Consider the following 19,579-nt stretch of genomic DNA (forward strand, 5'->3'; position numbering starts at 1 on the left):
GGTCAAAACATGCTAACGGGCTGCAGGTAACCTGGGTGGCTGTTGCAGCATGTGCTCAAAACTGCGGGTGGTGCGCTCTCGTACCATTTCGGTGGTTTCCAGGCCCCGGTACACATAGGTTGCAAACACCAGACCCAGCGTCACAAAGGCAATCTGTTCTGCATCGGTATCCGCAGGCAGCTCACCCTCCTCTACAGCCAGCAGGGTGGCTTTCTCAATAAAGCCTTGCCAAGTACGATAATGGCTGAACACCGCATCCTGAACCGGCCCCGGCTTTTTCTCAAACTCAAACGCAGCGCCCGCCAGCAGGCAATTGCAGGGCAAGGCTGCTTCTTCCAGCCATCCGGTAAACAAGGCACGCAGGCGCCGGATACCGCGAGGTTGCTTCATGGCCGGCTTGACCACCACCTCGCCAAACTCCTGCAACGACTGGGCCATGACCTCCAGTTGCAACTCTTCTCGCGAGCCAAAGTGGCCAAACAGGCCGCTCTTCGACATCTTCAGCTTCTTGGCCAGATCGCCAAACGTCAAACCATCCAGCCCCACCTCACTGGCGACCTGCATGGCAGTCCGTATGATCAACGCCCGAGTGTTACTACCTTTTCCCATGGAAACCAACCTCAATAAATCCAATTAAAGCACGATCGTTCGATCTTTTCAATATCTATATCCAGCCCGAACTAGCTCTCCGCCATCACAGCGGCCACCGGTGTCACGCGCTCTGCAGCGGCAAGCCGAACCTCCTGCAGAAAGTCCTGCACAAAGGGCTCATCTGCCTGCGCCGCCCGGGTGGCTGCAAACAGGTCGCAACGCAAGCCTTCAGCCGTAATGCGCCGGGTTTCCACGTAGCCCTTGCCCGCATAGTCACTGACACTCCAGGCGGGCAGCGCCGCCACACCCTGTCGCAATGCCACCAGCTGGATGATGGCTGCCGTCAGCTCCACCGTACGACGTCGCACCTCAATCCCGGCCGGGCGCAGCACCTTGTGTACCAGATCCAGCCGATGGTCGGGCAGCGGGTAGCTGATCAGGGTTTCGCCGATAAAGTCCTGCGGTTCCAGTACCGCCCGCTGCAGCAAGGGATGCGCCTTGGGCAGTACCGCAACAATCTCAAAGGAAAACAAGGGGTGCAGCACCACATCCTGCGGCTGGATCGGCTCAGACAGGATGACCAGGTCCGCCTTGTGTTCGCGCAGCAGGGCCACCGGCTCCGCCTGCCAACCCAGCAGGAAATCCAGTGACACATCAGGCCAACGCTCGCGGAATCCCTCGTTGGCGGGCAGCAGCCAGTCAAATGAGGAATGACAGGCCACACTGATGCGCAGTTGCCCAGCCTCCGCACGGACAATCCTTTGCAGGTCCTGCTCCGCCTCGGCCTGTGCCTGCTGCATTTGTCTGGCCAGCTGCAACAGTCGTTGCCCCGCGGGAGAAAACCGGGGTGGCGCCGATTTGCGGGCAAACAGGGCACAGCCGTAATGCGCCTCCAGCGCCTTGATCTGATAAGAAATGGCGGACTGGGTCAGGTGCAGTTCCCGTGCGGTGTCGGTCAGGCTGCCAGTACGCGCCAGCGTCAGCAAAGTGCGCAAGTGGCGCAGCTCGAGTGGGGATTGAGCCATGTTCATGAATAGAATTTATGCAGTGTAACAGTATATTCCGTTTGCTCCGGTGCGCCCAGCCCGCCAGAATTCATCCCTGCGACGTCGCCAACCCCTTGAACAAGACCAGACAGGAAATCCCCATGAAAACGCTGAGGGTTGCCCTTGTAGGCGACTATTCACCAGACATCACGGCCCATCAGGCCATCCCCGTGGCCTTGCAGCTGGCCGCGGAGGCCAGTGGCCACGACATTCAGTCGCACTGGCTGACTACCGATGAGATTGATCACCCCGCGCTGTTCAATGATTTTCATGGTATCTGGTGCGTGCCCGGCAGCCCCTATCGCAGTGAAGCGGGTGCCTTGCTGGCCATCCGCACCGCCAGAGAACAGCACATCCCGTTTCTGGGCAGCTGTGGCGGCTTCCAGCACGCCTTGCTGGAGTACGCACGCCATGTGCTGGGCTGGGCCGAGGCGACCCATGCCGAGATCGACCCGGATTCGCCCCACGCGGTCATCAGCCGCCTCAGCTGTAGCCTGATTGATGTCAAAGCTGGCATCATGCTGTCAGAAAACAGCCAGCTGGCCCGACTATACGGTCGCACCCGGATTGAAGAAGGCTTCCGCTGCAATTATGGGCCGAGCCCACGCCTGACCGCGCATTTGCAACAGGGCCCCTTGCGTGCCGTGGGGCACGACGATGCGGGCGAGGTACGTGCCATTGAGCTGCAGGGCCACCCCTACTTCATTGCCAGCCTGTTCCAACCTGAACGTAGCGCATTGCAAGGCATCCTGCCCCCACCTGTTGCGGGTCTGGTTCATGCCATGCAGCAACGCTGATCTACCCCGGCGGCCTGTGCCGCCGGATCATGAAAGAAAATGATGCAAACCTGGCAACTCTATTTGTCCACCATTCTGATCTGGGGCTCCACCTGGATTGCCATCACCTTCCAGCTGGGTACGGTGCCGGTCACCGTCTCGCTGGCCTGGCGCTTTGGGCTGGCCAGCCTGATGCTCTGGCTGTGGCTAGGGTGGCGCAAGTTGCCGGTCCGCTTCACGCTGCAGCAGCATGGCTGGCTGCTCCTGCTGGGCCTGTGCCAGTATGGCATCAACTATGCACTGATCTATCTGGCCGAGATGCACATCAGCTCCGGCCTGGTGGCGGTGCTGTTTACCGCCATCATTGGCGTCAATCTGCTCGGCAGCCGCGTTTTCTTCCAGATCCCCATCACCCGTCGCTCAGCAGGTGGGGCGTTACTGGGCATGCTTGGGGTAGCATTGGTCTTTCTGCCGGAGCTGCAAAGCCTGCGCGGCGACGCCAAAACCCTGCAGGGGATAGGACTGGGGCTTCTGGCGGCCTTGTTTGCCAGTGCGGGCAATCTGCTGTCGGCGCGCAATGCCCGCGACAATATGGGCGTGATGTCGGGCAACGCTGTCAGCATGGCCTATGGCGCGGGCACCATGCTACTGGTCAGCCTGCTGCAGGGGCATGTGCCCAGTATCCCGCTGACCGTACCTTATGTGTCGTCCCTGCTCTATCTGGCCTTTTTTGGCTCAGTGCTGGCTTTTGGCGCTTACTTGACGCTGATTGCGCGCATTGGTCCTGCCAAAGCCTCTTACGCCGGGGTGTTGATCCCGCTGGTGGCGCTGCTGCTGTCCACCTTTTTTGAAGACTATCAGTGGCATCTGTCTGCCTTTTTCGGCATGGCCCTGTGCCTGTCTGGCAACGTACTGATGCTGCGCAAATAAAGGAAAGTCCATGTCACACGATCCCGTCGCCCGCCTGCCTGAGCCCCCTTACTACGCGGTCATTTTCAGTTCCGTACGTCACGAGGGTGACGAAGGTTATGCCGCAATGGCCAGCCGCATGGTGGCGCTGGCCGCGCAGCAACCGGGTTATCTGGGGGTAGAGTCCGTGCGGGGCGATGACCGTTTTGGCATCACGGTGTCCTATTGGCAGGATGAAGCCAGCATCCAGGCCTGGCGAGAGCAGGCTGAGCATGTCATCGCCCGTGAGCTGGGCAAACAGAAATGGTACGAAGTGATGGCCACCCGGGTGTGCAAGGTGGAACGGGCCTATGGCTTCGCCCGCCAAGCCGATGGGGTGCTGGCGCCCCTTCGCTGAACGCTCAGGCCTCGGCGCCTGCCGCCTTGGCCTGTAGCCGCCGCTGCTCCAGCACGGCGGGATCGGGTTTGGCCAGATCCCAGCCTTGCATGTGGCGCTCAGCCAGACCGGCCAGCGCCGCAATAAAAGGCGCGTCCTCATTCAGGCACGGGATGTAGCGGAATTCGCCGCCCCCCGCTGACAGGAAAGTGGCCTTGCCTTCCATGGCAATTTCTTCCAGGGTTTCCAGGCAGTCCGCCACAAAGCCAGGGCAGATCACATCCAGCTTGCCGACCTTGGCCTTGCCCAGCTTCTTCAGGCTATCGACCACGTAGGGCTTTAGCCACTCTGCCTTGCCAAAGCGGGACTGGAAAGCCACCGTCACCTGCTCGGTGGGCAAACCCAGCGCTTCACGCAACAACCGCCCGGTCTTGAGGCATTCGCAATGGTAGGGATCGCCCTTGTCCAGCGTGAAACGCGGCACACCATGGAAACTCAGCAGCAGGTGGTCACCCCGCCCATTCAACGCCCAATGCCGCCGTATCTTGTCTGCCAGCGCCTCGATATAGGCAGGTTCATCATGAAAATGCTTGATCACCCGCAGCTCAGGCGGGTTGCGCATGCCTTGCAAGGCACGGAACACTTCGTCCATGGCAGACCCCACACTGCTCGCCGCGTATTGCGGGTACATGGGCAGCAGCAGGATGCGGTCACAGCCCTTGCCCTTCATCTCGGCCAGGACATCGGCCACCGCCGGCTTGCCATAGCGCATGGCCCAGCCCACCATCACATGATCTCCCAGCCGGTCACCCAGCAAGCCTTTCAGCAACTTGGCCTGCTTCTCGGTGTGCAGCTTCAGGGGTGAGCCTTCCGGGGTCCAGATGGTGGCGTACTTCTCCGCCGATTTGCGTGGGCGGAATGGCAGAATGAAGGCGTTGAGGATCAACCACCAGACCGGGCGTGGAATCTCGATGACCCGACGATCCGACAAGAATTGCCGCAAATAGGGACGCAACGCCTTGGGCGTGGGGGCCTCCGGCGTACCCAGGTTCACCAGCAACACCCCGACACGGGCAGCGTGCTGGTGCTGAAAGGCAGGTTCGGCGATCGGGTAGGACATGGTCACTTTCAGTAAGGGGACAACTCAGGCTGTCGCAAGCGCACTCAGCCTGACAGGGCATTGGATAACAGCTTGGCGGTGACGTCCACGATCGGGATCACCCGCTCATAAGCCATGCGGGTCGGCCCGATCACACCGAGGGTGCCGACCACTTCACCATCAATCTCATAGGGTGACGCCACCACCGAGCAATCGTCCAGTGGCAACAGGCCGGACTCACCGCCGATGAAAATCTGCACGCCTTGCGCCCGCTGGCTAACATCCAGCAATTGCAGCAAGACGGTCTTTTGTTCAAACACCTGGAACAGACGGCGCATCTGCTCCAGATTGCCGCCCAAGTCGGAACTGGACAGCAGATTACCTTCTCCAGACAGCACAACCTCTTCCTCTTCCTCCGCCAGCGCAGCCTCGCCCACTGCCAATGCCGTACTCATCAATGCGGTCATATCACTTTGCAACTGCTGCAGCTCCTGCTGCAAGCGGGCACGCATCACCAGAAAGGTACAGCCAGCATAGTGCTGATTAAGGAAATTGGCGGCCTCGGTCAATTCAGCCGCCGAGTAGTCGCGGTCGGTTTGCAGAAAGCGATTCTGTACGCTGCCATCGGTGGCGACGAGGATCAGCAGCACCCGCTGCGGGCTCATTCGCAGGAATTCAATATGGCGAATCGCGAGATTCTTGCGCTTGGGGGTCACCACCACACCCGCAAAGCGGGTCAATTCCGACAGCAACTGCGAGGTGGTATTCATCAGGCGCTGCGGGCTATCCGGGTGCAGTTGCGATGCCAGTTGCTGGCGCAATACCTCGCCGGACTCCGAGCTGACCGTCATCAGGGTGTCCACAAAATAGCGGTAGCCCAATGTCGTGGGTATCCTGCCTGCCGAGGTATGCGGGCTGGCAATGAAGCCCAGCTCCTCCAGCTGTGCCATGACATTGCGCACTGACGCCGGGCTGAGATCCAGCCCGGACAGCTGCAGCAAGGTGCGTGAGCCCACCGGCTGACCGTCAGCAATATAACGTTCAACCAGGGTCTTCAGCAGCAATTGGGCACGTGGATTCAGCATGCTTTCTATTTACCACAAACTTCGGGCCGTGGTCACCCCCGCCCGGGCGACCATGACAAGCGCTGGTCGCCCTCCCCGGCTTGTGCTTTAATGCCGGCATGAACAAACTGTTCCCGCGCATTGCCATCATTGGACGCCGCCGCACACCGGATGTTCTGGTGTCGGTCCTGCAATTGGCCGAATTCCTGCGCGAGCAAGGTCTGGCCGTCTATCTGGATGGTGAAGCCGTCCCCACCGGCCACGCGCACGACTTTCCACTGCTGAAGCGGGATGCCATCGGCAGCCAGGTAGACCTGGCAATAGTGATTGGTGGCGATGGTACCCTGCTGGGTATCGCCCGCCTGCTGGCAGGATATGAAGTACCCATCATTGGCGTCAACCAGGGCCGGCTCGGCTTCATGACCGACGTTCCGCTGGACCGCATGCTCTCTGTGATTCAGGGCATGCTGGAAGGCCGCTTTGTACCCGAAGAGCGCATGCTGCTGGAAACCACCGTGATGCGTGATGGTGCCGTCATCGCCAGCGGCAGCGCCTTCAACGATGTGGTGTTCAGTCGTGGCGCACTTGGCGCCATGATCGAGTTTGAGATCTTCATCGACAACCAGTTTGTCTACAGCCAGCGCTCCGATGGCTTGATTGTGTCGACACCGACCGGGTCCACCGCCTATGCACTGGCCGCTGGCGGCCCCATACTGCACCCTTCTGTACCTGCGCTGGCACTGGTGCCGATTTGCCCGCAATCCATGAGTAACCGACCGATCGCCGTGAGCGACCGGGCCGAGATTGAGTTTGTGCTGCTGCGGGGCTTTGAGAGCCGGGTCCATTTCGATGGCCAGTTCCATGTTGACCTGCAGGAAACCGACCGGGTCTTGATCCGCCGCTCGGAACGCGCCCTGACCCTGCTGCACCCGCTGGGCTACAACTACTACGATGTCTTGCGCCAGAAGCTGCACTGGGGCGAACAACTGCTCTGAGCCTGTATTCATGCTGACCCTGCTGACCATCCGTGACTTTGTGATTGTCGACCAGCTGGAACTGACCTTCTCCAGCGGTTTTACCGTGCTCACCGGGGAAACGGGGGCCGGCAAATCGCTGCTGATTGATGCGCTAGGGTTGTTGCTGGGCGGCCGCGCGGACAGTACGCTGGTACGGCAGGGTTGTGACAAGGCTGACCTGAGCGCCGAGTTTGACCTCAGCCAGCTGCCGGAAGTCCAGACTTGGCTGGCATCTCAGGAATTGGCAAACGAGCCCGGAGAGCCGTTGTTGCTGCGTCGCACGCTGGACAGACAAGGTAAAAGTCGCGCGTTTATCAACGGTATCAGCGCCACCGTGCAGCAACTGCGCGAGCTGGGCGAACAGCTGATCGACATTCACGGTCAGCACGCCCATCAATCGCTGCTACGGGCCGATGCCCAACGTAGCCTGCTGGATGCATACGCGGGTGCAGAGGCCCAGTTGCAGGCCGTACGTGCCGCCTGGCAACAGTGGCAGCAAGCCCTGCAAACCCTGCAGGATGCCGAGCGGCAACAAGCCGAGCGAGAGCAAGCCTTGTCCCGGCTGGACTGGCAGATTCAGGAATTAAGCCCGGTGGCCTTGCCCCCGGACGCCTGGCAGCAATTGCTGCAAGATCACGCCCGGCTCAGCCACGCCGCCAGCCTGCTGGAGGGCGCACAAAATGGCGTGGCACTGCTGATGGAGAGTGAGCAGGCCATGCTGCCCCCCCTGCACCATCTGGCCGGGCACATCCGAGAGCTGGCAAAGATTGACCCCACCCTGATGGAAGCGGCTGACCTGCTGGACAGTGCCACCATCCAGTTGCAGGAAGCCGCTTACAGCCTGCGCCATTACGGTAACCGAACCGATCTGGACCCCGCCGAACTGGCGGCGCTGGATCAGCAGCTGGCCAATCTGTACGCAACCGCACGCAAACTGAAGCTGGAGCCTGCCGAATTGCATGCTGCCTTGCTCAGCGCGCAGCAGCAACGCCTGAAACTGCTCAGTCTGTCGGACCAGGACGGGTTGCGGCAGCGCGTGCAGGAGGCCGAGCGAGACTACCAGCAGCACGCTGCACAATTGCGCCGCATGCGGGAGCAAGCGGCTGAGCAACTGGGACTCGCCGTCAGTGATACGCTGGCGCAATTGGCCATGGCCAGCAGTCGCTTCAGTGTTGCGCTACAAGCGCTGACCACGCCTGGCGCATCTGGCACGGAGAGCGTCGAATACCGCATCAGCCACCACGATGCGCCCGCACAGTCGCTAGCGCGCATAGCTTCAGGCGGCGAGCTCTCCCGCGTCAGCCTTGCCATTCAGGTGGCGATGACCACCGTCGCGGCCGTACCGACCCTGATTTTCGACGAAGTGGATGTCGGCATTGGCGGGCGGGTTGCCGATATTGTGGGCCGTTTGCTGCGCCAGCTGGGTGAACGCCATCAGGTGCTGTCCATTACCCACCTGCCGCAGGTCGCCGCGTGCGGGCATCAACACTGGCAGGTCAGTAAAGGGCTGGAGTCCGGCGTGCTGCGCAGCCGGATTACAGTGCTGGACGGGCAGACGCGCACGGAAGAAATCGCCCGCATGCTGGGTGGCGCGCAGATTACGGACACCACACGCCAGCACGCCCAGGAATTGCTGGCTCAGCCCTGAAGGCGTATACGCTTGCCTTTGCTCAGGGCTAGACACCATACCGCCACAGGGGGTTAATCCAGATATGCAGGTAACAGGGTTCGGGTTTTGGCATCCCGGATTCCTGACAGTCGCTGCCAGAAACGTTCCATCAGCTCCGGCTTGCGAGCTGCAAACGCTTTGCTGAACACCGTGAAGTAAGACTTTCCACTCAGGAGTACCGGCAATTTTTCCGCTGAGGGAAAACGGCGCTCTGACAGCAGATAATCCCCCATCACTTCCTGTGCGGCAACCAGCTGCACCCGTCCAAGCGCCAGTTTGCCAAAGTTTTGCGTGGTTTCCTTGGCCTCATCCACCGTGGCGCCCAATTGTTTCAACATATCCACCACCGAGTAGCCGGTATTGGCCCCTACCGGCCCGGTCAGATTGAGAAACTGTTTGCCGTCCCACTGCACCGCGCTGCCTTTTTGACGATACAAGGCATAAGAGAGGTAGCCGATGCGTCGGCTGTCATCCAGCTGGCCTGCTTTATTCAGCGGGTATGCATAGTCTCGGGCGCGCTCCTCGCTATAGGACAGCATGAGGATGGCGTCTATCCGTCCCTCTTTCAGGTCCAGCAATAAACGCTTGCTGGGCAGACGTTGCCAGCTGAGGGTCACCCCGATATCCGCCGCAACCGTATTGGCCAGCTCTACCGCAATGCCGGGCGGGGACGACAAGGCTGAGCCCGACCCCACCATGTACGGGCTGTTATCGACATCATTGATGGCAATGCGGATCTCTTCTGCATGGATGTGCAAGCTGCTGAACAGCAGCACAAGCAGCAGCAGATAGCTCCTGCGGGCCTTTGTCTTGACTTGTTGGTTGAGCTTGACCATAGTTTACTGTAGTACACCTTGGACACGTTGCCAGCCCATGCCCATTACAGCTGCTGCCGATCTGCAAAGCGGTCCCGAGGCGCTCCCCGCCTACCTGAAGCTGCTGCGCCAGCGCGGGGCCAGCACGGCCAGCATCAACCAGCGCAAGCACTTCCTGCGTTACCTGCTGCTGGCACTGGATCAGGTCCGCGAGGATAGCGTGGCCTACCGTCATGCCGTGGATCAGGTGCTGGCCAAAATGGCGAGCGACGAATCCCGCCCTTTCCTGGTGTCTGTCGCCCGTGAGTTTTTTCCATTCTGGATGGGCGATCTGGAAACGGTGATGGCGCTGGCCGCCGGTGATGGTTTTGCCTTGCAGCCGATCCTGCTGCAATCCAGTGGCAGCCTGATCCAGTTGTTTGAGGCGATGGACAGCGATGGCTGGGAGGTCCGCGAGATTCCCAGCCTGGCGCAGTATCTGGCCGATACCACCCCGCCCGGTGACGAGGAGCAGGTTCTGGACCTGCGGGACCGTTTTCTGCGCGCACTGCACTTCATCCTGCAGCACCAGCCTGTGAATCCGGCCACCTACCGGGCCGGCGTCAATGCCATGTTGTTGCTGATGCCCCGTGCCCAGACCCAGCGTTCCTTCCTGAACCTGATTCGGGAATACTTCCCGTACTGGATGGATAATGCGCCGGGCGGAGACAGCCCCGACGCCTCAGCCCCCTCGGCTTGACCCCAGGAAAGACTGCAACGCCATTGCCACTTGCTGTGGCTGCTCCCAGTGCAGCATATGTCCAGCGTGCTGGATTTCCACACACTGCAACTGCGGCACATGGCGGCAGCGGTGAGCAAATGCTGCGTCATCCTCTTTCAGGAAATCAAACACCCAGCGATCACTGCCGTACAGCCACAGTACCGGCGCTTGAGTATTGCGCCAGCAGGCCTCGGCTTCAGCCAGCCGGTATAGCACCGGGTTGACCAGTCGATGGGCTGGATCAGCCAGCAAGGCATACGCTCCATCAGCCGTGGACTCACCCAGTTCGGACGCCAGATAGGCCGCCTGCGCCTCAGCCAGGCGGGGATGCTGTTTCTGCAGCTTCTTGACCAGCGCCTCCAGATCCACCATCGGGTGATGTACCGGCGGTGCACGCAAACCCTCCAGCCATTGCTGCAGTCGTTTCGGGGCCTGGGTGGGGTCGCTGTCCGGCAGGCCAAACCCCTCCAGCGAAATCAGCTGGCTCACCCGCTCCGGTCGAACGCCGGCATACAGCCCGGCCACCATACCGCCCATGCTGTGCCCCAGCAACACGACTGGCTGGTTCGGGCTATACTCGGCCAGTAGCGCATCCAGATCGGCCAGATAATCGGGGAAAAAGTAGCTGCGCAGGCTGCGTCCACTGCGGCCAAAGCCACGCCAGTCCAGCGCCAGCCAGCTGTAACGCTGGAACAGATCGTCCGGCAGGGCATCGACCAGGAACTGAAAGGTCGCGGCCGCATCCATCCAGCCATGCAGCATCACCGCCAAGGGTTTGTCGTTGCCACCCCAGCGGCGCAAGGTCAGCGGCAAGCCCGCCCCCTCAAACGTCGCACAATGTGGCACACGCCGTAGAGAATAAGTGTCCATGGTTGGCATGGTAAGCAGGATGTTGCTACGCAGCAAGCGGCATGGCTGCCGGCCCGGCATGGTTTCGGGGTAAAATGCCGCGATGACTACTCCGCATTTCGTGCATCTGCGCATGCACACCGAATTTTCCGTCAGTGACGGCATTGTCCGCATTGACGACGCCGTCAAAGCCGCTGCGCAAGACCAGATGCCGGCACTGGCAATCACCGACCTGTCCAACCTGTTCGGCATGGTCAAATTCTACAAAGCCGCACGTGGCAAGGGTCTGAAGGCCATTGTCGGCTGCGATATCTGGGTCAGTAATCTGAATGACCGTGACAAGCCCTATCGCCTGTTGCTGCTGGCGCGCGACCGGCAGGGCTATGGACGCCTGTGCGAACTGCTGACCCTGGCTTATCGCAAAAACCAGCACAGGGGTCGCGCCGAGATCCTGCCGGCCTGGCTGCAGCACAACCCGACATCGAGTGACGCCGAACTGGGCGGGGACAACCACGGTCTGATCGCCCTCTCTTCCACCCTGTGGGGCGAAGTCGGCACCCATTTGGCCAACGGCAACCCGGCAGCAGCAGAAACCACCGCCCTGCAACTGGCCGCCAGTTTCCCCAATCAGTTTTTCCTCGAAATCCAGCGCAATGGTGACCCTGCGGTTGACGGTCTGGTTCATCCCATGGCGGCGCTGGCCGTCAAACTGGACCTGCCCTTGGTAGCCACCCACCCGGTGCAGTTCATGGCCGAGGACGATTTCAAGGCGCACGAGGCGCGGGTGTGTATCGCCGAAGGCTATACCTTGTCTGACAAGCGGCGGCCCAAGCACTTCACCCCGCAACAGTACTTCAAGACCCAGCAGGAGATGGTCGAGCTGTTTGCCGACTATCCGGAAGCGCTAGCCAATACGCTGGTGATCGCCCAGCTGTGCAACCTGACCGTCACGCTTGGCAAAAACTACCTGCCACAGTTTCCGACGCCAGATGGCATGACGCTGGATGATTTTCTGGTGCACAGCGCCCGCGAGGGACTGGAGCGCCGCCTGCTGGAGTTGTATCCCGATGCGGCTCAGCGTGATGCCGAGCGCCCCCGCTATCTGGACCGACTGAAGTTCGAAACCGACACCATCCTGCAGATGGGCTTCCCCGGTTACTTCCTGATCGTGGCGGACTTCATCAACTGGGCCAAGCAGAACGGCTGCCCGGTAGGACCCGGCCGGGGCTCTGGTGCCGGTTCGCTGGTGGCCTACAGCCTCGGCATTACCGATCTGGACCCCACCGCTTACGCCCTGCTGTTCGAGCGTTTCCTGAATCCGGAGCGGGTGTCGATGCCCGACTTCGACATCGACTTCTGTCAGGACAATCGCTGGCGGGTCATCGAGTATGTGCGGCAAAAGTATGGTGTGGATGCGGTCTCGCAGATTGCGACCTTCGGTACCATGGCCGCCAAAGCGGTGGTGCGCGATGTGGGCCGGGTACTCGACCTGCCCTACACCTTCTGCGACACCCTGTCCAAACTGATTCCCGCCGCGCCCGGCAAGCAATACTCGCTGGACGATGCACTGGAGATGGAGCCTGCACTCAAGGAGCGGGTCGAGAACGAAGAGGAAGTGGCTGAATTGTGGGTACTGGCCAAGAAACTGGAAGGCCTGACCCGTAACGTGGGCATGCACGCAGGGGGCGTGCTGATCGCTCCGGGCAAGATCACTGATTTCTGCCCGATGTACGCTCAGCCCGGCTCGGAGTCAGTGGTCAGCCAGTTCGACAAGGACGATGTGGAAGCCGTCGGTCTGGTGAAATTCGACTTCTTGGGTCTGCGCAACCTGACGATTATCGAGCTGGCGTTGAAGTATGTGCAGCAGCTTGATCCTGGCTTTGATACCCGCCTGGAGGATTTGCCGTTTACCGACCCGGCCACCTACAAGGTGCTGCAGGACGCCAACACCACTGCCGTGTTCCAGCTGGAATCGGACGGCATGAAGAAACTGCTGGCCAAGCTGAAGCCCACCCGTTTCGAAGACATCATCGCTGTACTGGCGCTGTACCGGCCCGGCCCGCTGGGCTCCGGCATGGTGGATGACTTCATCTTGCGCAAGAACGGCAAGCAGGCCATCGACTATTTCCATCCGGATCTGACCGGCTGCCTGGACCCGACCTACGGCGTGATCGTGTATCAGGAACAGGTGATGCAGATTTCGCAGATCATCGGCGGCTACACCCTGGGTGGGGCCGACATGCTGCGGCGGGCAATGGGCAAGAAAAAGCCCGAAGAAATGGCCAAGCACCGGGTGACCATTGCAGAAGGCGCGCAGCAAAAGGGCTACGACCCGGCACTGGCCGAGCACCTGTTCGACCTGATGACCAAGTTTGCCGAGTACGGCTTCAACAAGTCACACACCGCCGCCTATGCGGTGGTGTCCTACCACACCGCTTGGCTGAAGGCGCACCACACGGCCGCTTTCATGGCCGCCACGCTGTCGTCGGAACTGGACAATACCGACCAGTTGCGGGTGTTCTTTGAAGATGCGCTCGACAATAAGCTGGAATTCCTGCCACCCGACGTCAACCAAAGTCACTATCGCTTTGTGCCGGTGGACACCAAGCGCATCCGCTACGCACTGGGCGCCATCAAGGGAACCGGCGAGCAGGCGGTGGAGCACATCATCGCCGAGCGGCAAGCCCATGGCCCGTTCAGCAATCTGTTCGACTTCTGCAACCGCACCGACAAGCGCATCGTCAACCGCCGTACCATCGAGGCGCTGATCCGTGCCGGGGCGTTTGATGCGCTGGAGAAAAACCGCGCCGCCCTGCTGGCCAGCGTCGGGCTGGCCATGGAGCAAGCCGAGCAGGCCGCCGCCAATGCGCAGCAGACCAGCCTGTTCGATCTGCTGGACCAGCCCGAGCACGAGCACAAGCTGCTGGATGTCGCCCCCTGGGATGAAAAGACCCAGTTGCAGGAAGAAAAGCTGGCGATTGGCTTCTTCCTGTCCGGCCACCCGTATAACAGCTATCGCCGTGAGATCGCCCCCTTTGTCCGTCAGCGCCTGGGGCAGCTGTCACCGGACAAGGCACCGCAACGGCTGGCTGGCATTCTGGTGGCTACTCGGGTGAAGATGACCCAGCGTGGCAAGATGGCCATCCTGACCATTGACGATGCGACTTCTGCCGTAGAAGTCACCCTGTTCTCGGAAGCCTTTGATGCCAACAAGGACAAGCTGAAGGAAGACCAGCTGCTGATCATCGAAGGCAAGGTCAGCAACGACGAATTCAGCGGCGGCTTGCGGGTCAACGCCGACAGCATCCTGACACTGGATGAGGCCCGCACCCGCTTTGCCAGCCATCTGGACCTGACCTACCCGGCAGGTATGGACCCGGCGGCACTGCTGGAGCGCTTGCGACCATGGCAACAGGAAGGTGCAACGCCAATCAAGCTGCGCTATCGCAATGGTGCCGCCAGTGCAGTGCTGGAGCTGGGGCATGACTGGCGGGTGCGTGCCAGCGATGATCTGCTGCACCTCTGGCGCAGTCAGCATGGGGCGGATGCCGCCAAGGTCGTTTACTAGCGGCTACCCCCTTCCTGCAAGGCGCGCTGCAGGAAGGCGATGAACCGGGGGTGCGCCGCATAGGCCACATTCAGCCGCAGATGGTGCAGGCTGCCACCGGTCAAGGAAAAAATGGCCCCGCTGGCCAGCAGGATGCGCTCCGCCAGCGCCTGCTGCGCCAGCCGCTGGCTGTCCAGCCCATCCGGCAGCTTCACCCACAGGAAGATGCCATCCGGCACCGCATCCTCCACCTGGAGCGACAAGCCCGACAGGGTGGCAATCGCCTGGCTGCGCACACGGGTCAGTCGATTGCGCAATTGCTCGGTATGGCGGTGGTAACGGCCACTGGCCATGACCTCGTCCACCAGCATTTCCTGCAGGCTGGAGCCGGTGAGCACGCCAAACATCTTGCGCTCCATCAGCGCAGGCAAAAGAGGGGTGGGTGCCGCCACATAGCCGATGCGCATGCCGGGGTTCAGCACCTTGGTAAAGCTGCTGATGTACAGCACCCGGTTGAATTCGTCGATCTTGGCCAGCCGCAGTGCGTGCGGCCCGGCCAGCTCGCCGTAGACATCGTCTTCCAGAATCAGGAAGTTGTAGCGCTCTGCCAGATTCAGCAGCTTGTGGCACACCGCCGGTGAGGTATTGCCGCCAGTCGGGTTATGCAGCAGCGTCTGGGTGTAGAACATGCGAGGGCGGTGAATCATCGCGAGCTCCGCCAGCCGCTCCACATCCGGCCCGTCCGCCAGCCGGGGCACACTGATCATCCGCACCCCGTGCCGCTGCAATTGCTGGTGCATCACAAAGTAGCCGGGGTCTTCCACCATCACCACATCACCCGGATTCAGCGCAGTACGGATGACCAGATCAAAGGCATGGCTGGCGCCCGCCGTCAGCAGCAGGTTGCCCGCCATTGCCGGGATACCCTGCCTGACCAGGCGCTCGGCAATACGCTCTCGCAGCTGTGGGCTCCCCTGTACCGGAGCCGAATCCATGCCTCCCGAGCCCGCTCGCAGCAGACGTTGCAGGCTACTGCCCTGAAACACACCATCCTGCCACTCTCCGGGCAAAAAACCGCTGCCGACCGGTACGTCGACCGACAGTGATGAAGACAAGCAATACTGGGCAAAACCCGCCGCAGTCGCCGGGTCCACCGGCGCCATTTCAATAGGCGGGCAAGGCCGCATTCTTAACTGACGGGCCACATAGTAGCCACTGCCGGGGCGAGACTCCACCAGCCCTTGGGCGACCAGCCGCTCAAAGGCCGTGGTCACGGTGTGCATGGAGACATCCAGCGTACGGGCCAGCTGCCGGACAGAAGGCAGACGCTTGCCCTCACCCAGCTGCCCCTTGCGGATCAAGGCTTCCATCCGGGCCACAATCTGGTCGCCCAGCCGCTTGCTGCCATCGCGCTCCAGCTGCAACATCATCGCATCATCATCCACAGGGTCAGCAGCAACAGCACTGCCATGATGGCATTGAATATACGCCGGGTAGCCGGGTTTACCAAATAGCGCCGCATCTGCACGCCAAACAGCGCCCAGGCGCTGATGCAGGGGTAGTTGACCACCACCAGCACTCCAAACAGCAGCGCCAGCCACTGCCACATCGGCATCAAGGGCGCGGCAAACAGGCTGACTGTGGTCATCGCCATCACCCAGGCCTTGGGGTTCACATACTGAAACAGGGCTGCCTGCCAGAAGGTCAGCGGGCGGGCACTGCTGCGCTCTCCCACCTCGCCTGAGCCCAGCAGTTGCCAGCACAGCCAGAGCAAGTAGACCATGCCCCCCCATTTGAGCCCGCTGTACAACCACGGCAACCAGACAAACAGCTGCCGCAGTCCCAGCGCCACCGCCACGGTCATCAACGCATAGCCAATGCTGATGCCCAGCAAGTGAGGCATGGTGGCACGGTAACCAAAGCGCGCCCCTGAGGCCGTCACCATCAGGTTGTTCGGTCCCGGCGTGATCGACATCACAAACGAGTAGGCACCCAGTGCCGCAATATCCAGCATTCTCTTGCTCCTGCAGGCTTCAGCCGCCGCAGGGCGACTGTGCCCTTTACCTTACGTCCGCCAGCCCTGCATCGGAAAGACACGGTCCAACCAGTACGGCACAAACTGTTCTGGTCAGACGGGCAGCACAGTTTCCCGATTGCACCCTCAACTGCACCGTTACAAGAAGCGGCCAGCTGAGGTAAAGTGCCATGCTGGACCCACACAGGATTGAAACCGATGTCTGCCCTACCGCTCTCTCGCGCCACCCAGCGCAGCAAAAGCTCTGATGTGCGTGACCTGCTGCACTATGCCACCTTGCCCGGCATGATCTCGATGGCCGGGGGTCTGCCTGCGGCAGAACTGTTCGATGTCGCAGGCATCGAGGCCGCCCAGCAGCAGGTGATGCGTGAGCGTGCTTCTGCCGCGTTGCAGTACAGTGTGACCGAGGGTCAGCCACGTTTGCGTGCAGCACTGGCCGATCTGGTGCAAGAGCGCGGCATCAAGGCCAGTGCGGACCAGGTGCTGGTTACGTCCGGCTCGCAGCAGAGCCTGGACCTGATCGCGCGTGCCATGCTGGATGAAGGGGATACGGTGGTACTGGAGCGCCCCAGCTATCTGGCGGCCATTCAGTGCTTCCAGCTGGCCGGCGCATCGTTTCTTTCCATCTCCGGCGATGCCGATGGTGCCTGTGTGGACGAGCTGGATCAGCTGCCCGCTGATGCCCGACCCAAGATGGTGTATGTGGTCAGCAACTTCGCCAACCCCACCGGTGCCTGCCTGAGTCTGGAGCGTCGCCTGAAGCTGCTGCGCTGGGCGGTGAAGCATCAAACCCTGGTGGTGGAAGATGATCCGTATGGCGCACTGCGCTTTTCCGGCAGTGCCATCCCGCCCCTGCTGGCCTTGGCGGATCAGGTGCCAGGTTCAGCTGATTACTGCGCCTACATTTCGTCCCTCTCCAAGATCATGGCACCGGGCTTCCGCTTGGGCTTCATGATCCTGCCGCCTGCGCTGAAGCACGCTACGGTCATGATCAAGCAGGCAGTGGACCTGCACAGCTCCACACTGGCACAGGAAGTCGCCGCCAGCTATCTGGAAAGCGGCCGACTGGAGCCTCATGTCGCCAAGGTGGCACAGGCCTATGGCGCACGGGCGCAGGTACTGGCGGAAGCCTTGCGGCAGGAGGTCGGATCCGTGCTGGATTTCAACATGCCGGATGGCGGCATGTTCTTGTGGGGGCGTTTCAATCATGGCGTCAACAGCCGTGAACTGCTGATGATCACCCGCGAACAGGGCTTGATTTTTGTGCCGGGCGAATCCTTCTACGCCGACCACCCGGACCGGAACAGCATTCGCCTGAGTTTTGTCACCACCCCAGAAGCGGGGCTGCGCGAGGGTGCCAAGCGGCTGGCCAAAGGCCTGCAGCAGCTGGCAGGGTAAACCACGCCGGGGCAGCACACCGGGCGCTTGTGCTGCCGCCCCCCTTTACGGGTAGCTGAACTGCTTGACCAGTGTCAGCTCCCCGGCCTTGCGCATCGGAATGCGGAAGGACTGCTGCTTCTCGTTGGGCGTACCTTCCTGAGTCACCAGGGTCACTTGCGCCACCGTCAGGTCTGAGGTGTTCTCACCCGAACCATAGTAATTGACATACACCAGGTACTGGCCTTTCTGCGGGGACGGGCTGGAAAAAATTTCCGGGCCATAGCCGGTGGTGACATCCACATCCTGCGCGCTGCCATCGGTGGCTACCCGGTTGCCATAAAAGACGTGCTGGCCGTCCGGCATCACCACATGCAGGTCTAGATCGGTTTCGTCACTGTCCCACGACAGGATCACCCGCATCCTGGGCCGGGCCTTGCCGGCATAGTTTTCGTAAAACTGCACCCGCTTGCGCAAACTGCCATCCGGCGAACGCATCTCGACACTGTTGGAGCCCACACTGAAGGCATAGGGACGCTCAAAGCTGCCATCCTCTTCAATGCGCTGTGGCATGGCCGCACCATTGACCACCAGTGTATAGGGTGGCTGCTTCTTTGCCTTGGGCATGCTGAGAATCTGCCCTTTGATCAGGGCACTGGCACTTTGGCCGGGCCGCGCATTCACCCGCACCGCCGGGTAGTGCACCTCTTGGGTATAACTCTCCTCACCTCCGGCTGAGTGACGCCAGCCCCCAATCGGTGCATCCATGCGGATACCTGCTGCCAGGCTCGCAACCTGCACCACAGCCAGCACGCTGGCCAGCCCCCATTTGATCCGATTGTTCATTGGTTCCGTTTCACAGGCGAATAGCCCGCCCCAGCGTCAGATCCCCCACCTTGCGCAGCGGCACCACAAAGCTCTCACGCCGCTCGTTGAGGGTGTTCTCATTGAAAATCAGGCTGAGCCGTGCCGTGATCACCACTTGCTCGTTGCGATCATCGTCAAAGTTGTAGCCTGCCTCGTTAAAGTTGCCCCAGTAGTTGATGTAGAACAGCCAGTTACCTGACTGCGGTGCCGCTGAGGAAAAAATCTCGGGCCCGGCACCATCCACGCTGTCTACATCCAGCCCACCACCATCCCCCAATTGCGGGTTGGCCCAGAAGGCATGCGCGCCATTGGGCGCAATCACATGCAGATCCACCTCGGCGTGCGGATCATCCCAGGTCAGGATGGCCCGCAGGCGCGCCTTGGTCTTGGTGGTGTAGTTATCGTAAAACTGGACCCGCTTGCGCTCCTTGCCATCCGGCGTGCGGATCTCGATGCTGTTGGAGCCTGGCCCGAAGGCGTAAGGGCGGGCAAAATGGCCTTGCTCATCGGTATACAGTGGCATCGGGTTGCCATTGACCACCAGCAGGTGTGGCTTGCGGTTCTTGCCCATCTGCAGCAAGCGCCCCTCGATCAGGGTGCGGTAGCGTTGTGCGCCACGATCCACCGGTGGTTTGGGATAGGCGGCGGTGCCACGCTCCAGCTCATTCTGCAGGCCACTGTGCTGCCATCCACCACGCGGGCCATCCAGCTGGATACTGCCACCCGCCCAGCATGGCATCGTTGCCAGCAGGGCCATCATGCTGCACAGGGTGGTTCGCATGC

The 19,579-nt window shown here is 61.1% G+C and carries 18 protein-coding genes; 8 read left to right on the forward strand and 10 right to left on the reverse strand.

What is annotated here, in order from left to right; genetic code table 11:
- Window positions 1-12: 12 nt before the first annotated feature.
- Both ACE3O2_RS11420 and ACE3O2_RS11425 read right to left on the reverse strand, forming a co-directional pair.
- A complete protein-coding gene (locus ACE3O2_RS11420; protein ID WP_374337592.1) occupies window positions 13-609 on the reverse strand; it encodes a TetR/AcrR family transcriptional regulator in 597 nt (198 codons plus the stop codon).
- A gap of 71 nt (window positions 610-680) precedes the next feature.
- Window positions 681-1,622 carry a LysR substrate-binding domain-containing protein gene (locus ACE3O2_RS11425; protein WP_374337594.1) on the reverse strand — a complete coding sequence of 314 codons (942 nt, stop codon included), beginning with the start codon at window positions 1,620-1,622 and terminating at the stop codon, window positions 681-683.
- A gap of 116 nt (window positions 1,623-1,738) precedes the next feature.
- Between ACE3O2_RS11425 and ACE3O2_RS11430 the strand changes: the two genes are divergently transcribed.
- The 3 genes from ACE3O2_RS11430 to ACE3O2_RS11440 are packed head-to-tail and all read left to right on the forward strand — an operon-like array spanning window position 1,739 to window position 3,719.
- Window positions 1,739-2,434 (forward strand): CTP synthase, encoded by a 696-nt coding sequence (locus ACE3O2_RS11430; protein ID WP_374337595.1) that lies wholly within the window; start codon window positions 1,739-1,741, stop codon window positions 2,432-2,434.
- Window positions 2,435-2,473: 39 nt separating this feature from the next.
- Window positions 2,474-3,343, forward strand: coding sequence for a DMT family transporter (locus ACE3O2_RS11435; protein ID WP_168877112.1), 870 nt, complete (start codon window positions 2,474-2,476; stop codon window positions 3,341-3,343).
- A 10-nt stretch (window positions 3,344-3,353) separates the two neighbouring features.
- The gene (locus ACE3O2_RS11440; RefSeq protein ID WP_374337597.1) at window positions 3,354-3,719 is read left to right on the forward strand and encodes an antibiotic biosynthesis monooxygenase; all 366 of its coding nucleotides are present in this window, start codon (window positions 3,354-3,356) and stop codon (window positions 3,717-3,719) included.
- Between the two features lie 4 nt (window positions 3,720-3,723).
- Here ACE3O2_RS11440 and hemH read toward each other — a convergent pair whose 3' ends face one another.
- Together hemH and hrcA are read right to left on the reverse strand one after the other, a co-directional pair.
- Window positions 3,724-4,818, reverse strand: a complete 1,095-nt coding sequence (hemH, locus tag ACE3O2_RS11445; RefSeq protein WP_374337599.1) for a ferrochelatase — start codon at window positions 4,816-4,818, stop codon at window positions 3,724-3,726.
- Between the two features lie 44 nt (window positions 4,819-4,862).
- Window positions 4,863-5,882: a heat-inducible transcriptional repressor HrcA gene (gene hrcA / locus ACE3O2_RS11450; protein WP_168877115.1), complete on the reverse strand. Its 1,020-nt coding sequence runs from the start codon at window positions 5,880-5,882 to the stop codon at window positions 4,863-4,865.
- Window positions 5,883-5,980: 98 nt separating this feature from the next.
- On the opposite strand from hrcA, the gene ACE3O2_RS11455 reads away from it, so the two are divergent.
- Window positions 5,981-6,856, forward strand: a complete 876-nt coding sequence (locus ACE3O2_RS11455; RefSeq protein WP_168877116.1) for an NAD kinase — start codon at window positions 5,981-5,983, stop codon at window positions 6,854-6,856.
- Window positions 6,857-6,866: 10 nt separating this feature from the next.
- Window positions 6,867-8,525: a DNA repair protein RecN gene (gene recN, locus ACE3O2_RS11460; RefSeq protein WP_374337601.1), complete on the forward strand. Its 1,659-nt coding sequence runs from the start codon at window positions 6,867-6,869 to the stop codon at window positions 8,523-8,525.
- A 53-nt stretch (window positions 8,526-8,578) separates the two neighbouring features.
- On the opposite strand, the gene ACE3O2_RS11465 is transcribed toward recN, so the two are convergent.
- Window positions 8,579-9,382, reverse strand: a complete 804-nt coding sequence (locus ACE3O2_RS11465; protein ID WP_374337603.1) for a substrate-binding periplasmic protein — start codon at window positions 9,380-9,382, stop codon at window positions 8,579-8,581.
- A gap of 37 nt (window positions 9,383-9,419) precedes the next feature.
- On the opposite strand from ACE3O2_RS11465, the gene ACE3O2_RS11470 reads away from it, so the two are divergent.
- A complete protein-coding gene (locus ACE3O2_RS11470) occupies window positions 9,420-10,100 on the forward strand; it encodes a hypothetical protein (RefSeq protein WP_374337606.1) in 681 nt (226 codons plus the stop codon).
- On the opposite strand, the gene ACE3O2_RS11475 is transcribed toward ACE3O2_RS11470, so the two are convergent.
- Window positions 10,083-10,991: an alpha/beta fold hydrolase gene (locus tag ACE3O2_RS11475; RefSeq protein ID WP_374337608.1), complete on the reverse strand. Its 909-nt coding sequence runs from the start codon at window positions 10,989-10,991 to the stop codon at window positions 10,083-10,085. The two genes, ACE3O2_RS11470 and ACE3O2_RS11475, sit on opposite strands and share 18 nt — an antisense overlap.
- Before the next feature lie 82 nt (window positions 10,992-11,073).
- Between ACE3O2_RS11475 and dnaE the strand changes: the two genes are divergently transcribed.
- Entirely contained in the window at window positions 11,074-14,538 is a 3,465-nt protein-coding gene (gene dnaE, locus ACE3O2_RS11480) for a DNA polymerase III subunit alpha (protein WP_374337610.1), read from the forward strand.
- Here dnaE and ACE3O2_RS11485 read toward each other — a convergent pair.
- Window positions 14,535-15,947 carry a PLP-dependent aminotransferase family protein gene (locus ACE3O2_RS11485; RefSeq protein ID WP_374337613.1) on the reverse strand — a complete coding sequence of 471 codons (1,413 nt, stop codon included), beginning with the start codon at window positions 15,945-15,947 and terminating at the stop codon, window positions 14,535-14,537. The genes dnaE and ACE3O2_RS11485 overlap by 4 nt on opposite strands.
- Window positions 15,944-16,531, reverse strand: coding sequence for a LysE family translocator (locus ACE3O2_RS11490; protein WP_374337615.1), 588 nt, complete (start codon window positions 16,529-16,531; stop codon window positions 15,944-15,946). The genes ACE3O2_RS11485 and ACE3O2_RS11490 overlap by 4 nt, the downstream gene beginning before the upstream one ends.
- 219 nt (window positions 16,532-16,750) lie before the next feature.
- On the opposite strand from ACE3O2_RS11490, the gene ACE3O2_RS11495 reads away from it, so the two are divergent.
- Window positions 16,751-17,950: a PLP-dependent aminotransferase family protein gene (locus ACE3O2_RS11495; protein ID WP_374337617.1), complete on the forward strand. Its 1,200-nt coding sequence runs from the start codon at window positions 16,751-16,753 to the stop codon at window positions 17,948-17,950.
- 45 nt (window positions 17,951-17,995) lie between these two features.
- Here the strand turns inward: ACE3O2_RS11495 and ACE3O2_RS11500 are convergent, their stop codons facing one another.
- Window positions 17,996-18,775 (reverse strand): YfaP family protein, encoded by a 780-nt coding sequence (locus tag ACE3O2_RS11500; RefSeq protein ID WP_374337619.1) that lies wholly within the window; start codon window positions 18,773-18,775, stop codon window positions 17,996-17,998.
- A 10-nt stretch (window positions 18,776-18,785) separates the two neighbouring features.
- Window positions 18,786-19,577 (reverse strand): DUF2135 domain-containing protein, encoded by a 792-nt coding sequence (locus ACE3O2_RS11505; RefSeq protein WP_308418721.1) that lies wholly within the window; start codon window positions 19,575-19,577, stop codon window positions 18,786-18,788.
- Window positions 19,578-19,579 lie beyond the last annotated feature (2 nt).

Source organism: Leeia sp., assembly GCF_041909055.1.
GTDB lineage: Bacteria > Pseudomonadota > Gammaproteobacteria > Burkholderiales > Leeiaceae > Leeia > Leeia aquatica.